Origin of the sequence: Klebsiella sp. OBRC7 (assembly GCF_000293135.1) — a bacterium.
Classification (GTDB): Bacteria; Pseudomonadota; Gammaproteobacteria; order Enterobacterales; family Enterobacteriaceae; genus Klebsiella; species Klebsiella michiganensis.
The window spans coordinates 39,643-54,571 of record NZ_ALNJ01000149.1 but is presented as its reverse complement, the minus strand read 5'-3'; the positions used below and the strand labels follow the sequence as shown (position 1 = coordinate 54,571).

The 14,929-nt window shown below is 56.6% G+C and carries 9 protein-coding genes; 3 read left to right on the top strand and 6 right to left on the bottom strand.

The genetic code is table 11. The annotated features are described in order from the left end of the window. The first annotated feature begins 519 nt into the window (after positions 1-519). On the top strand, positions 520-2,910 hold the full coding sequence (gene malP, locus HMPREF1144_RS29125; RefSeq protein WP_009654839.1) for a maltodextrin phosphorylase: 2,391 nt from the start codon (positions 520-522) through the stop codon (positions 2,908-2,910). A 10-nt stretch (positions 2,911-2,920) separates the two neighbouring features. Continuing rightward, a complete protein-coding gene (gene malQ / locus HMPREF1144_RS29120) occupies positions 2,921-5,014 on the top strand; it encodes a 4-alpha-glucanotransferase (RefSeq protein WP_009654844.1) in 2,094 nt (697 codons plus the stop codon). A gap of 60 nt (positions 5,015-5,074) precedes the next feature. Here the strand turns inward: malQ and pckA are convergent, their stop codons facing one another. The 5 genes from pckA to HMPREF1144_RS29095 all read right to left on the bottom strand — a co-directional run bounded on the left by pckA (position 5,075) and on the right by HMPREF1144_RS29095 (position 11,221). Continuing rightward, positions 5,075-6,697 (bottom strand): phosphoenolpyruvate carboxykinase (ATP), encoded by a 1,623-nt coding sequence (gene pckA, locus HMPREF1144_RS29115; RefSeq protein ID WP_004854959.1) that lies wholly within the window; start codon positions 6,695-6,697, stop codon positions 5,075-5,077. A gap of 348 nt (positions 6,698-7,045) precedes the next feature. Continuing rightward, on the bottom strand, positions 7,046-7,930 hold the full coding sequence (gene hslO, locus HMPREF1144_RS29110; RefSeq protein ID WP_009654836.1) for an Hsp33 family molecular chaperone HslO: 885 nt from the start codon (positions 7,928-7,930) through the stop codon (positions 7,046-7,048). Between the two features lie 18 nt (positions 7,931-7,948). Next, the gene (gene hslR / locus HMPREF1144_RS29105; RefSeq protein WP_004126060.1) at positions 7,949-8,350 is read right to left on the bottom strand and encodes a ribosome-associated heat shock protein Hsp15; all 402 of its coding nucleotides are present in this window, start codon (positions 8,348-8,350) and stop codon (positions 7,949-7,951) included. Then, on the bottom strand, positions 8,347-9,030 hold the full coding sequence (yrfG, locus tag HMPREF1144_RS29100) for a GMP/IMP nucleotidase (protein WP_009654861.1): 684 nt from the start codon (positions 9,028-9,030) through the stop codon (positions 8,347-8,349). The genes hslR and yrfG overlap by 4 nt, the downstream gene beginning before the upstream one ends. A 61-nt stretch (positions 9,031-9,091) precedes the next feature. Next, entirely contained in the window at positions 9,092-11,221 is a 2,130-nt protein-coding gene (locus HMPREF1144_RS29095) for an intracellular growth attenuator family protein (protein WP_042928740.1), read from the bottom strand. A 327-nt stretch (positions 11,222-11,548) separates the two neighbouring features. Between HMPREF1144_RS29095 and nudE the strand changes: the two genes are divergently transcribed. Continuing rightward, the gene (gene nudE / locus HMPREF1144_RS29090; protein WP_004854946.1) at positions 11,549-12,109 is read left to right on the top strand and encodes an ADP compounds hydrolase NudE; all 561 of its coding nucleotides are present in this window, start codon (positions 11,549-11,551) and stop codon (positions 12,107-12,109) included. Positions 12,110-12,254: 145 nt separating this feature from the next. Here nudE and mrcA read toward each other — a convergent pair whose 3' ends face one another. Beyond that, entirely contained in the window at positions 12,255-14,813 is a 2,559-nt protein-coding gene (mrcA, locus tag HMPREF1144_RS29085) for a peptidoglycan glycosyltransferase/peptidoglycan DD-transpeptidase MrcA (protein ID WP_009654857.1), read from the bottom strand. Positions 14,814-14,929 lie beyond the last annotated feature (116 nt).

Sequence of the window (14,929 nt, the reverse complement as noted above, 5' to 3'; positions counted from 1 at the left end):
GTCCGAGTTTTATGCTCTTGAATTTGCTCTATGTCACAAATTTGGACATAGAGAGAAATTCACAGAAACCCGCGTCAGCATGCGCGGTTATTGGGATTGCGCAGGTTGCGGGTACAATAAGCTAATGTTTAATTACAAAATTAGTAGCTGTTTGTTTTTTAATAAAATATTATCAGCAAAATCTTATCAGTCATCCTTTTGAGCTATTTCTACATTAAAGTACGTCTATTCCCCTGATATTTACTTTTATTTGTCGATATTTACAAAACGGCATTTCGCTTGCTTTTATCGTCCTGGCTTGTAACAAAATTTTGAGCGCCAGACGGGCCGGTTTATTGTTCCGGTATGGCGAATTTTGCAGCATAATTTTGGCCGGTAGGCTAACGTAATAGTGGCCACGATCACACTTTTCGCTCATCCCTGCTACTCCTCCCCGGCTAATCCCTGGCGGGATGAGGACGTGACTCCGGGAGGTCGGCACACTAACGCTAACGTTTTAGTAAAGGACCCGGATTACTTATGTCACAGACTTCTTTTAACAAAGCTCAGTTTCAGGCTGCACTGACGCGTCAGTGGCAGCATTTTGGTTTACAGTCCGCTTCCGAGATGACCCAGCGTCAGTGGTGGCGCGCCGTTAGCGGTGCGCTGTCCGAGCTGTTGTCGGCTCAGCCGGTAGCGAAAGCGGCCGAAGGGCAGCGCCACGTAAACTATATCTCCATGGAGTTTTTGATCGGTCGCCTGACCGGCAACAACCTGCTTAATCTTGGCTGGTATCAGCAGGTCAGCGATGAGCTTCAGGCGCACGACATTAATTTGACCGACCTGCTGGAAGAGGAAATCGACCCGGGTCTGGGCAACGGCGGTCTTGGCCGTCTGGCGGCATGTTTCCTTGATTCAATGGCTACCGTTGGCCAGTCGGCGACCGGCTACGGCCTGAACTACCAGTACGGTCTGTTCCGCCAGTCTTTCGCTGACGGCCAGCAGATGGAAGCGCCGGATGACTGGGGGCGTAATAGCTACCCGTGGTTCCGCCACAACGAAGCGCTGGACGTGCAGGTTGGCCTCGGCGGTAAAGTGACCAAAAGTGGTGAGTGGGTACCGGCATTCGTGATTACCGGTGAAGCCTGGGATCTGCCGGTGCTGGGCTACCGCAACAACGTGGCTCAGCCGCTGCGCCTGTGGCAGGCTAAGCACGCGCATCCGTTTAACCTGACCAAATTCAACGACGGCGATTTCCTGCGTGCCGAACAGCAGGGCATTGACGCCGAAAAACTGACGAAAGTTCTCTACCCGAACGATAACCATCAGGCGGGTAAAAAACTGCGTCTGATGCAGCAGTACTTCCAGTGCGCCTGCTCGGTTGCCGATATTCTGCGTCGCCATCATCTGGCGGGCCGCAAGCTGGCGGAGCTGGCGGATTACGAAGTCATCCAGCTTAACGATACTCACCCGACGATTGCGATTCCGGAACTGCTGCGCGTGCTGATTGATGAGCATCAGCTGAGCTGGGACGACGCCTGGGCGATTACCAGCAAAACCTTCGCGTATACCAACCACACCCTGATGCCGGAAGCGCTGGAGTGCTGGGATGAGAAGCTGGTGAAAGCGCTGCTGCCGCGCCACATGCAGATCATCAAACAGATTAACGACCGCTTTAAAACGCTGGTGGATAAAACCTGGCCGGGCGATAAGCAGGTATGGGCGAAACTGGCGGTGGTGCACGATAAACAGGTTCGCATGGCGAACATGTGCGTGGTGAGCGGCTTTGCGGTTAACGGCGTTGCCGCGCTGCACTCCGACCTGGTGGTGAAAGATCTGTTCCCGGAATATCACCAGCTGTGGCCGAATAAATTCCATAATGTCACCAACGGTATTACCCCGCGCCGCTGGATCAAACAGTGCAACCCGGCTCTGGCCGCGCTGCTGGATAAAACCCTGAAGAAAGAGTGGGCCAACGATCTCGACCAGCTGATCAACCTCGAAAAATATGCCGATGACGCTAAGTTCCGTCAGACGTATCGCGACATTAAGCTGGCCAACAAGGTTCGCCTGGCGGAGTTTGTGAAGCGGCGTACCGGTATTGAGATTAATCCGCAGGCGATTTTCGATATCCAGATTAAACGTCTGCACGAGTACAAACGTCAGCACCTCAACCTGCTGAACATCCTCGCGCAGTACAAAGAAATCCGCGAGAACCCGCAGACAGACCGCGTACCGCGCGTGTTCCTGTTCGGTGCGAAAGCGGCGCCGGGCTACTACCTGGCGAAGAATATTATCTGGGCGATCAACAAGGTTGCCGCAGCGATCAATAACGATCCGCTGGTTGGCGATAAGCTGAAAGTGGTATTCCTGCCGGACTACTGCGTCTCGGCGGCGGAAATGCTGATCCCGGCGGCGGATGTCTCCGAGCAGATCTCTACGGCGGGTAAAGAGGCCTCCGGTACCGGCAATATGAAGCTGGCGCTGAACGGTGCGCTGACCGTGGGAACCCTGGACGGGGCGAACGTGGAAATCGCTGAGCAGGTGGGTGACGAGAACATCTTTATCTTCGGTCATACCGTGGAAGAAGTGAAAGCGCTGAAAGCCAAAGGCTACGATCCGCTGAAATGGCGTAAGAAAGACAAGCTGCTGGACGCGGTGCTGAAAGAGCTGGAGAGCGGCAAATATAGCGATGGCGATAAGCATGCCTTTGACCAGATGCTGCATAGCCTGCTGAAAGGCGGCGATCCGTACCTGGTGCTGGCGGATTTTGAAGCCTACGTGGCGGCGCAGAAGCAGGTTGATGCGCTGTATCGCGACCAGGAAGCCTGGACGCGCGCTGCGATCCTGAACACCGCGCGCTGCGGCATGTTCAGCTCCGACCGCTCGATTCGCGATTATCAGCAACGTATCTGGCAGGCAAAACGCTAAGGACAGGCCTATGGAGACTAAACGCCTTGATAACGCTGCCCTGGCGGCGGGAATAAGCCCAAGCTACATCAATGCTCACGGAAAGCCGCAGTCCATTGCTGCGGTGACCAAGCAGCGGCTGCTTGATGCGATGCATCGTACAGCGACCGCCGTGAAGGCGGCGGTTAACCCGCTGCCTGCGGTGCAGGTGTTCACCTACGGCAAAAAGATGTCTCTGCCGGTGGCGGGCCAGGGGGAGTTCCATTGGATCCTCACCACCGAAGAAGGGAAACAGTATCAGGGCCAGGCGCGCGGCGGTGAAACGCTGCCGCTGCCGGCAAGATTGCCGGAAGGGTACCACACGCTGACGCTGACTCAGGACGGCGACCGCTGGCATTGCCGGGTCATCGTCGCGCCCGCGCGCTGCTACGAACCGCAGGCGCTGAAGGATGGCAAGAAGCTGTGGGGAACCTGCGTACAGCTGTATACGCTGCGCTCGGAGAAGAACTGGGGGATTGGCGACTTCGGCGATTTACGCGCGATGCTGCCGGAAATCGCCCGCCGCGGCGGTGCGTTTATCGGGCTTAACCCGATTCACGCGCTCTATCCGGCTAATCCGGAGAGCGCCAGTCCGTACAGCCCCTCTTCGCGCCGCTGGCTCAACGTTATCTATATTGACGTCAATGCGGTAGAGGATTTTCGACACAGCAAAGAGGCGCAGAAATGGTGGCAATCACCGGCTACGCAGCAGGCCCTACAGGCCGCGCGTCAGACCGATGATGTTGACTATACCGCCGTGACCGCCCTTAAGCTCACTGCGCTGCGCATGGCGTGGAAAGGTTTTTCCGCACGTAACGATGAGACGACGGCGGAGTTCCGTCAGTTTGTGGCGCGCGAGGGGGAAAGCCTGTACTGGCAGGCGGCGTTTGACGCGCTGCACGCCTGGCAGGTTAAACAGGATCCGATGCGCTGGGGCTGGCCCGCGTGGCCGAAGGCTTATCAGAATACCGATAGCCCGGAGGTTAAAGCGTTCTGCACCGAACACGCCGATGAGGTGAATTTTTACCTGTGGCTGCAGTGGCTCGCTTTCACTCAGTTTGCTGAATGCTGGCATACCAGCCAGAACGACGCCATGCCGATTGGCCTGTATCGCGACCTGGCGGTGGGCGTTGCGGAAGGCGGGGCGGAAACCTGGTGCGATCGCGAGTTGTACTGCCTGAAAGCCTCCGTCGGCGCGCCGCCGGATATCCTGGGCCCGCTGGGGCAAAACTGGGGCCTGCCGCCGATGGATCCGCATATCATCGTGGCGCGCGCCTATGAGCCGTTTGTCGAACTGCTGCGCGCCAACATGCAAAACTGCGGGGCGCTGCGCATCGATCACGTGATGTCGGTGCTGCGTTTGTGGTGGATCCCTTACGGTGAAACGGCCGATCACGGCGCCTATGTGCAGTATCCGATCGACGATCTGTTGTCGATTCTGGCGCTGGAGAGTAAGCGTCATCGCTGTATGGTGATCGGCGAGGATCTGGGAACCGTACCGGTAGAGATCGTCGGTAAGCTGCGTAAAAGCGGCGTTTACTCTTACAAAGTGCTCTATTTCGAAAATGACCACGAGAAGACTTTCCGTGCGCCGAAGGCGTATCCGGAGCAATCAATGGCTGTGGCTACGACGCATGACCTGCCAACGCTGCGCGGCTACTGGGAAAGCGGCGACCTGACGCTGGGTAAATCGCTTGGCCTGTATCCGGATGCGGTGGTACTGCGCGGACTGTATCAGGACCGCGAGCGGGCGAAGCAGGGGCTGCTGGACGCTCTGCACCGCTACGGCTGTCTGCCGAAGCGTACCGGGCACAAAGCGTCGCTGATGGCAATGACGTCGACCCTCAATCGTGGAATGCAGCGCTATATTGCCGACAGCAACAGCGCCCTGCTGGGCCTGCAGCCAGAAGACTGGCTGGAGATGGCCGAGCCGGTCAATATTCCGGGCACCAGCACGGAGTATCCAAACTGGCGTCGCAAGCTCTCCACCACCCTCGAGGCGATGTTTGCCGATGAGCAGGTGAATAAGCTGCTTAAGGATCTGGATAAGCGGCGCAAGGCGGCGAGTAAGAAAAAGCCAGCGTGATTTCAACGCGATAAAAAAGCCGGGAAGCGATTCCCGGCTTTTTCATTTCTGCGGACCCGATTAGCGTTTCGGCCCTGCGGCCACCAGCGCAGCGCCCGCCGGCGTATCGGTGTACTTCTCGAAGTTCTCGATAAACAGCTTCGCCAGCTGTTCCGCTTTCTCCTGCCACTGCTCCGGCGATCCGTAGGTGTTGCGCGGGTCGAGGATATGGGTATCCACGCCGGGAAGCTCGGTCGGGATCTGCAGCTCAAACATCGGCAGAGTGAAGGTTTCGGCGTTGTCCAGCGAACCATCAAGAATGGCGTCGATAATGGCGCGAGTATCTTTGATAGAGATACGTTTACCGGTACCGTTCCAGCCGGTGTTGACCAGATAGGCCTGCGCGCCTGACGCCTGCATGCGTTTCACCAGCACTTCCGCGTACTGCGTCGGGTGCAGCGACAGGAACGCCGCGCCAAAGCAGGCGGAGAAGGTTGGCGTCGGCTCCGTAACGCCGCGCTCGGTACCCGCCAGTTTGGCGGTGAAGCCAGACAGGAAATGGTACTGGGTCTGGTCGGCGGTCAGGCGAGAAACCGGCGGCAGGACGCCAAAGGCGTCGGCGGTCAGGAAGATAACCTTGGTGGCATGACCGGCCTTAGAGATCGGCTTAACGATGTTCTCGATATGGTTGATCGGATAAGAGACGCGGGTGTTTTCGGTCTTCGAGCCGTCGTTAAAATCGATGGTACCGTCAGCCAGCACCACCACGTTCTCCAGCAGCGCATCGCGGCGAATCGCATGGTAGATATCCGGCTCCGCGGCTTCGGAAAGCTTAATGGTCTTGGCGTAGCAGCCGCCTTCGAAGTTGAATACCCCGTCGTCATCCCAGCCGTGTTCGTCATCGCCAATCAGACGGCGTTTCGGATCGGTAGAGAGGGTGGTCTTGCCGGTACCGGAAAGGCCGAAGAAGATGGCGACATCCTCTTTTTCCCCTACGTTGGCGGAGCAGTGCATGGAGGCGATGCCCTTCAGCGGCAGCAGGTAGTTCATGATCGAGAACATCCCTTTTTTCATTTCGCCGCCGTACCAGGTGCCGCCGATGAGCTGAATGCGCTCGGTCAGGTTGAACGCGACGAAGTTCTCGGAGTTCAGACCCTGTTCTTTCCACTGCGGGTTGGTGCACTTGGCGCCGTTCATCACGATGAAATCCGGCTTGAAGTTTGCCAGCTCTTCATCGCCTGGTCGGATAAACATGTTCTTCACGAAATGCGCCTGCCAGGCGACTTCGGTAATAAAGCGGACGCTCAGGCGGGTGTCGGCGTTGGCGCCGCAGAAGGCGTCAACGATAAACAGACGCTTGCCGGAGAGCTGGCGGGTCACCAGCCCCTTCAGGTGCTGCCACGTTTCCTCAGAGAGCGGCTTGTTGTCGTTCTTGCCTTTGCCTTTATCAGCCCACCACACCGTATCGCGGGTGGTGTCATCACGAACGATATACTTATCTTTTGGAGAACGGCCGGTAAAAATACCGGTATCTACGGCGATTGCACCAAGATTTGTTAATACGCCACGTTCATAGCCTTCCAGATTGGGGGCGAGCTCTTCTTCATACAAAGTATCGTAGCTGGGGTTATGAACGATATCCTGGACGTCATTGATACCATAAGCCTTGAGATCCTGCGGGGTTAAACCATTATTAACGCGCATGTCACTGCTCCTTAGCCAATATGTACTGCTTTAAATTGTAGGGTTTATTACGGGGTATAGACCGCGACCAGGCTCATAGATTTACGTATCTCGACAAACGGCGGACTTACGAAAAACGTTGTGACTCCTGTCACGAGGCGTAGGGGATTATCTCAGGAATTGGGGCATAGTTGGGGGTAGATGTTTCTTAATGGTTAAAAAGTAATTAAAAAAACTGTTGAAATGTGAATGTAATCGCTTACCTGAAAGAAAATTACGTAACTCTTTCATGGGGAATCGATTCACCACGCGCAGAAAAAGCGTTGACGCCAGGCGCGAAAAGGGAAACCGCGCCTGACGAAGCGATGATTAGTGGAGCTGCGGGTCGGCCGGGGAGGCGTTGTTACGAATTTCGGCAATATCCATCGCATTAAAGATGTAGTGATTACCGCAGTAGTCGCAGTGCATATCGATTTCACCTTCATCGGCCAGGATGCTATCGATCTCCTCATCCGGCAGCGTTTTCAGCGCGCCGGCGCAGCGCTCGCGAGAGCAGGTGCATTTAAACTCGACGTCCTGCGGCTCGTAAACGGTGACTTCTTCTTCGTGATACAAGCGCCAGAGCACATCGTTCGCTGGCAGGGTAAACAGCTCTTCAGCTTTGATGGTCTCAGTCAGGGTGCTCAGATGTTCGAAATCCGCCGCCTGTGCGTCCTGCGCTGGCAGAACCTGCAGCAGCATACCGCCGGCCATTGGTTTACCGTCGTGTTCGCCGCTACGAATGATCAGTCGGGTCGGCAGCTGTTCGGAGCGCTGGAAGTAATCTTCGAGGCAGGCCGCAAGGGTATCCCCCTCGAGACCGACCACGCCCTGATAGCGCTCGCCCTCTTCCGGAGAGATGGTAATGACCAGATATCCGTTACCGACCATGGTTTTCAGGTCCGCCCCTTCCGGGATCTCGCCCTGGACGCGGGCTACACCGCGCATCTGCTGCTGGTTGTTGCCGTTGATCACCGCCAGCGACAGCGGGCCATCGCCCTGCAGCTGAACGGTAATATCGCCGGCGAACTTCAGCGTGGCGGTCAGCAGGCTGGTGGCAACCAGCAGTTCCGCCAGCACGGTTTTCACCGGCTGCGGGTAGCTATGGTTGGTCAGAATCTGTTCTAAAGTTTCTGAAACGGTTACCAGCTCACCGCGTACGGCATAGTTTTCAAACAGATAGCGGTGTAATTGATCGTGTTGAGTCATAATCATCTCTCTTGCGGGCCACAGTTATTCACTATCGCCGTGTTTAAATCTCATCAGGTCGCGGCGCTCTTTCTTATCCGGTCGCCTGTCGGGATGCGGCATGGTTAAGGCGTTCATCTTCCGCGCCAGCGCCACTTTCTCGCGCTTCTCGATGCTTTCCGCCGTCTCTTCATAAAGCGCGACGGCTTCACTGGCGGGTCTGCGCTGTTCGGTAATGCCTTTTACCACAATGGTGCGTTCGTCATTGCCCTGGCGGAGCATCAGGGTCGCGTTCAGCTCGACCACTTTGCCAGGCTTACTGCGCTGCCCGTTATAGTGCACCTTGCCGCCTTCAATCATCTCGCGCGCCAGCGCACGGGTTTTATAAATGCGGGCTGCCCACAGCCATTTGTCCAGCCTGACGGCTTCGACGGGTTTTTCTTTCATGGCCTCTCCTGTAGGGTCAGCGAGGAGATCAGATGCCGGTAGTCATTCAACCCCGGATGGCGAGCGTAGCTTTTTTCCGCCAGCCCGGAGTCGGGGTTGGTGATGCCGAGGCAGTAGCGGATACCGTACTCCGCCGCCGCGTCCAGAATCGCCTCGTTATCGTCGACGAAGAGCGTATTACGCGCGTCGAAGCCGGTTTCTTCAGCCACGGCGTGCCACAGCCGCTGATCTTCTTTCGGATAACCAAATGTGTGGGTGGAAAGCAATAAATCAAGGTGTGCATCCAGCCCGGTGTGCTTTAGCTTCACCGCCAGATTATGCGGATGGGCGTTGGTCAGCAAAATCCGCCGTTTGCCGCTGTTTTTTAGCGCCTCGAGGAACGGCACGGTATCTTCACGCAGCGCGGCCCTTGGCCCCTGCTCGCTGGTCATCGCACAAATATCCAAACCCAGGCGCTCGCTCCAGTAGTCCAGGCAGTACCAGTTTAGCGTATGTTGCACCGCGTGGTACTCCTGGCGCATTGCGTCCCTGGCTTCCTGCAGGTTGAGACCCCGTGCGGCGCCCCAGGTTTCCGGCACCAGTTTTTGCCAGAAGTAGTTGTCGAAGGCGAGGTCGAGCAGCGTGCCGTCCATATCCAGCAGAACGGTATCAACCTCCTGCCAGGCGATATCAAAATGCATGGTGAGTCTCCAGCGAGGGGGAAATTGCGCGACAGGGTATCATACCCGGTCGCGCAGAGAATTATTCTTGCGGGTCCGGCGAGGAAAGGAGATCCGGATTCAGGCAGTTTTCGTAGTATTTCTGAATCTCTTCCTGACGCTGGCGATGGCGCTGATAGCGACGAAAAGCCTGGAGGCCGTGATACGCCGTGCAGCCCAGCATAGTCAGCAGCAGCAGCGTAGTGCCGAGATAGCGCCACAGACCGGTGCGATCGGGAATACGATGCAGGTTGATGTGCTGCGTCCCGTTGGCATCGGTATAAAGATTGGTGACGATGCCTTCTGCCTGGAACGGCGTGTGCATTAACATGCCCGCCAGGCGCTGCAGTTCGCTCCACTGCTGGTGTGCAGGGAAGTCGTATAACCCGGTGCCTGGCCATGGCTGATTCACCAGGTCGCTGCCTTCATCGCTGGCAATCAGGAAACCGCCGGGTGCCGGGCTATTCAGCGCCTGCGCCGCGCGCGAGGTTTCACGGCTGATGAACGGGGCGGTGGAGGTGGTGACCAGATTCTCCAGCGACTCCGCGCTTACCGGGCGTAACAGGACGTTGACGCCATCCAGCTTGCCCGCGTTTGCGCGTTTGGTCAGGGTTTCCCAGTTGCGGGTATTACCGAGGTTAACCAGCGCATTCTTCAAACGAACGCAATCGTCTTTCGCAGAGCACAGGTCGTTAGTTTTGGTGACGATATCGCCAAAGTCATCCAGCAGCACCATGCCCGACTTCTGAATGGCGGAACGCAGCGCCGGGCTGACGCGCGAATCGTCATCGGATTCGGGATGGAGCTGGCGCTGAACGGTCTGCATCAGGGCGGTGGCCTTACTGACGATATCTGACTCCGGCAGCGGCAGGGGAGGGGCATCATTCCAGACGATTTGTGAACAATCGAACGGCATAAACGGCGAGTTCTCTTTTGCCGTCCAGGCGCCCGGCGAGTGGATGTTGCACATTCCTGTGCCTTTCAGGCGCAGCGTGTCGCCGATGCGAATCTTTGACTTCTCCAGTTGGGCAACCGTCGTGGCTTCGATAGTTTGTGCGCCCTTGAGCCATGAAAGGGTAAATTTAAAGGGCATATTAAGCGGTACGCTGGCCCACAGCATCACGACGACCAGCAGCGCGCCCAGGGCGATAATCGCGCTGCGGAGCCAGTACTGAAGCGGGAAATTTTTAACCTCATCATGCAGCGACAGGAAGCGCCCCTGGCGGACAACGTGGCGGCTAAGATAAATGTCGATATCCGTTTGTTGGCCGAGGTCCTGCGCGATCCACGGCTGCCAGTGGCGCGGGTAGATAAGATCGATAATACCGAGGGAAATATTATTGATATGTTCCTGGTTGTTTTCACCAAACAGCCCCCAGCGTTTAGGCATGCCGCGCAGGCAGTGAATTTCCCGCAGCGATGTTTTACGTGGGGGGGCGTAAATACCCCATATGCCCGCAAGCAGGAGAAGCAACCCGCCGCCCAGTAGCCAGGGGGAAAAAACGTTGGGAGTCATCAGGCTGCAATAAAACAGCAGGAAAGCGGTGACCACCAGGATGGCTTCGCGCAGACCGTCAGGGCGGCTGAGCGCGTACTCTTCAGGGGTTTCCGGGCGGATGTTCAGCAGCTCAATTTGTTCGCTCTCTTCTCCGCGGATGGAAGCCTGAGGCACGGAGGATTTTTCAAGCGCCAACCCTCGGGACTCGTGCGGGTAGTCGCTGAGGGTTTGCCCGTTGAGAGCAATCACCAGCGGAAGGCTATCGGTGGAGATTAATTCGACGCTGTTTTCATCATTGATGTGTTGTTCCCAGAAGGGAGGAAGATGAATTTCAACGGAATCAAGGAAGTAGCGCCATTTATTGAGGTCGTCGGTGGTGATGCCGTAGCGAGTGATGGCTCGGGTGACGCTATAAACGGTGCCGCTCTGTTCGTTCAGGGTCAGGTTTACCGGCGCGCTGCTGGCGCCTGATGCCGGCAGCTGCTGGTTGCGGCTGAGACGGTCGAGGTATTTTTCTACGGCGCTGCGCTCTTCATCGGAAAGCTTGCGCGTCGCGGCATCGCTAAAGGCCTGCAGCAGCGGCAGGCGACGACGTCTTGCATGCGTGCGATACCACCACCCGATAAGCAATGCGCAGATTAGCAGAGCTATCAAAAATATCAGAAAGGTGCCCATGCCCATCCCATCATAGTTATTCTTTTCTTACTGGTATCGTCGGTTGCCATTCATCAATGGAGGTAAAACAGCCGTCGCAATCGGCACTCTGTTAAAGCGGGAACATCTCTTATGCAAAGCAGCAGCATACAACCTTATCAAAAACGTTAAAATCCAGGAATCAGTATATTCTCAAATACTATTCAACCTATTGACTTTTTAGTCATTGTGATAATCGGACTCGAGACGGGAAAGTTGCAACTATGTAAATTAGTAGCGATTAGGATTGCCGAAACCGTGCTGCGTATCGCACAATGGCCGCTGTAATCACAGCATAGACCGATGACAATGAGCAAATCATTACAAAAACCCACTATTCTCAATGTTGAAACAGTCGCGCGCTCGCGCCTTTTTAATGTTGAAAGCGTGGACCTCGAGTTCAGCAACGGCGTGCGCCGAGTGTATGAACGGATGCGGCCTTCTACCCGTGAAGCCGTGATGATTGTGCCGATTGTCGATGACCATATAATCTTGATTCGCGAATACGCTGTCGGTACGGAATCCTATGAGCTGGGCTTCTCAAAAGGCCTGATCGATCCGGGTGAAAGCGTACTGGAGGCCGCCAACCGCGAGCTAAAAGAAGAGGTCGGCTTTGGCGCGCAAAAACTGACGTTTTTGAAAAAGCTGAGCATGGCCCCCTCCTACTTCTCCAGCAAGATGAACATTCTGGTGGCGGAAGATCTTTATCCGGAATCGCTGCCCGGCGACGAGCCCGAGCCGCTGCCCCAGGTTCGCTGGCCGCTGTCGCAGCTGATGACGCTGCTTGATGAAGAGGACTTTAACGAAGCGCGTAACGTTAGCGCGCTGTTCCTGCTGCGCGAGTGGCTGCAGGCTCAGGGGCGGCTGTAGCGCCTCTCCCGGATAACGAAAAATGTCCCGCGACGGGCCTTGCGGCGCCGTTACGGTAGGTCGTGGTAAAGGCGCCAGCCGTGGCGCGATATCTACAACCGGTTTTTCGTCAGCCAAAAAAAAGCGCCCGCAGGCGCTTTTTTTGTCAGAACAGTTCGTGGGTTTCCCCCCCGCCATCGGTAATGGTGGTGCCGACTTCATGAACCGCCTGCTGGGTAGGCTGAGTGCCCTCAATAAAGTACTCAGCGCGGCTGTTACCGCCGCTGGCCAACTGACCGGTACTGCGGTCAATATTGACCGTAATAATACCCGGCGGCGGCGTAAGCGGTTCTTCCGGTACGCCTTGCAGCACGTTTTTCATAAAGTCATCCCAGGCCGGCTGAGCGCTTTTGGCGCCGCCTTCATAGCCCGATATCTGATCTTTGATTGCTCCGGAGGCGGTGGTGCGGCCAAGGTCGCGACGGTGGTCATCGAAGCCAATCCATACCGACGTCACCACGCCAGGGCCGTAGCCGGAGAACCACGCATCTTTTGAACTGTTGGTGGTCCCGGTTTTGCCGCCGATATCGTGACGCTGCAGATCGCGTCCCGCTCGCCAGCCGGTGCCCATCCAGCCCGGTTCGCCGAAGATGTTAGTGTTCAGGGCGCTTTTAATCAGGAACGCCAGCGGGGTGTTGATCACGTGCGGCGCATACTCCGGTGCGCCACTTTGCGCCACCAGCGACTGGTTCGCCTGCGCCAGCTGCGGCTGCGGAGGAACGCCGGGGTTTTGCGGGTCCTGAGAGGTCGCTACGTCCTCAACGTCTTTGTTCTCGAGCACATCGGACTTTGGCGTATCGCCATAAATCACCGGAATATTGCACTGCGGGCAGGCAATTTTTGGCCGCTCTTCAAAAATGACGCCGCCCTGATCGTTCTCGATTTTGCTGATGAAATAAGGGCTGACCAGGAAACCGCCGTTAGCCATCACCGAATAGCCGCGAGCAACCTGAAGCGGGGTGAAAGACGCGGAGCCCAGCGCCAGCGATTCTGTTCGCACGATGTTCTGCGCCGGGAAGCCGAAGCGCTGGAGATACTCAGCCGCGTAGTCCACGCCCATGGCCCGCATCGCGCGAACCATGACAACGTTCTTTGATTGACCCAACCCCTGACGCAGGCGGATAGGGCCCGCATACTGCGGCGGGGAGTTTTTTGGCCGCCAGTCGGAGCCGGAACCGGCATCCCAGCGGGAAATCGGCACATCGTTGAGCATGCTCGCCAGCGTTAAGCCTTTATCCATTGCCGCTGTGTAGAGGAACGGCTTAATGTTAGAACCGACCTGGCGCAGCGCCTGAGTCGCGCGGTTGAACTTGCTCTGGTTGAAATCGAAGCCGCCGACCAGCGCAATGATCGCCCCGTTTTGCGGGTTGATCGATACCAGCGCCGAGTTGACATCAGGCACCTGCGATAGCCACCAGCTGCTACCTACCTGGCGGACCCACACCTGCTGCCCGGCCTGCACCACATCGTTCACTTTACGCGGCGTGGCGCCCTGTTGGGTATCAGAGATGAACCGACGCGCCCAGCGGACGCCTTCCATATTCAGCGACACTGAGGTGCCGTTGCTCATGAGTGCGACGGCTTCCTGCGGGCTTGCCGAAGTGACTACCGCCGGTGAGAGCGGTCCGGTACTCGGGGTTTTTTTCAGGGTATCGAGGATTTTCTGGTTATCCCACGGCGTTTCGCCCACCTTCCACAGCACCTTTTCCGGGCCGCGATAGCCGTGGCGCATGTCGTAATCCAGCACGTTATTCCGCACCGCCTGCTGGGCTGCCTGCTGGTTTTTACGGGTAATAGTGGTGTAGACGCGATAACCGTCTTCATAAGCCTGCTCGCCGTAGCGGCTGACCATTTCCTGACGCACCATTTCGCTAAGATACGGGGAGGAGAAGGCGATTTCCGGCGTATGGTAGCTGGCGTCAATCGTCTGGCTACGCGCCTGATCGTACTGCGACTGCGTGATGTAGCCTTCGCTCAGCATCCGTGAGAGAACAACGTTGCGGCGGGCGGTTGCGCGATCCATGGAGTAGAGCGGGTTAAACGTCGACGGCGCTTTAGGCAGGCCCGCAATGACCGCCATTTCGCTCAGCGTAAGCTGGTCGACGGATTTCCCAAAATAGACCTGCGCGGCCGCGCCGACGCCGTAGGCGCGGTAGCCAAGATAGATTTTGTTCAGGTACAGCTCAAGGATTTCATCTTTATTGAGCAACTGCTCGATGCGGATCGCGAGGAAGGCTTCTTTCACCTTACGCATCAGCGTCTTCTCAGGGCTCAGGAAGAAGTTGCGCGCCAGCTGCTGAGTAATCGTACTGGCGCCCTGCGAGGCGTGGCCGGAGAACATCGCGACGCTGGCCGCGCGGAAAATCCCGACCGGGTCAACGCCATGATGCTCATAAAAACGGCTATCTTCGGTGGCGATAAACGCTTTTATCAGCTCAGGCGGCATTTGCTGCAGCGTGACGGGAATACGGCGTTTTTCGCCATATTGCGCAATCAGCTCGCCATCCGCGCTATAGACCTGCATCGGGATCTGCAGGCGCACATCCTTCAGGGTTGCGACGTCGGGGAGCTGCGGCTCTATATATTTATAGAGACCAAAAATCGAGCCTGCTCCCAGCAGTACGCAACAGACTGCAAGGATAAAAAGATACTTTACGAACTTCACCGGAGATTTCTCATTTAGTTTTCATTGGGCAGTTTATAAACAAACGCGCAGTAGTATAAAGGCAAGCCTGGAGCATTGATATAGCGAAGCATATCGGCGGATAAGGAGATCGTAGG

Coding starts and splice junctions, on each gene's coding strand:
- malP (WP_009654839.1), top strand. CDS start 520: ATGTCACAGACTTCTTTTAACAAAGCTCAGTTTCAGGCTGCACTGACG.
- malQ (WP_009654844.1), top strand. CDS start 2,921: ATGGAGACTAAACGCCTTGATAACGCTGCCCTGGCGGCGGGAATAAGC.
- pckA (WP_004854959.1), bottom strand. CDS start 6,697: ATGCGCGTTAATAATGGTTTAACCCCGCAGGATCTCAAGGCTTATGGT.
- hslO (WP_009654836.1), bottom strand. CDS start 7,930: ATGATTATGACTCAACACGATCAATTACACCGCTATCTGTTTGAAAAC.
- hslR (WP_004126060.1), bottom strand. CDS start 8,350: ATGAAAGAAAAACCCGTCGAAGCCGTCAGGCTGGACAAATGGCTGTGG.
- yrfG (WP_009654861.1), bottom strand. CDS start 9,030: ATGCATTTTGATATCGCCTGGCAGGAGGTTGATACCGTTCTGCTGGAT.
- HMPREF1144_RS29095 (WP_042928740.1), bottom strand. CDS start 11,221: ATGGGCACCTTTCTGATATTTTTGATAGCTCTGCTAATCTGCGCATTG.
- nudE (WP_004854946.1), top strand. CDS start 11,549: ATGAGCAAATCATTACAAAAACCCACTATTCTCAATGTTGAAACAGTC.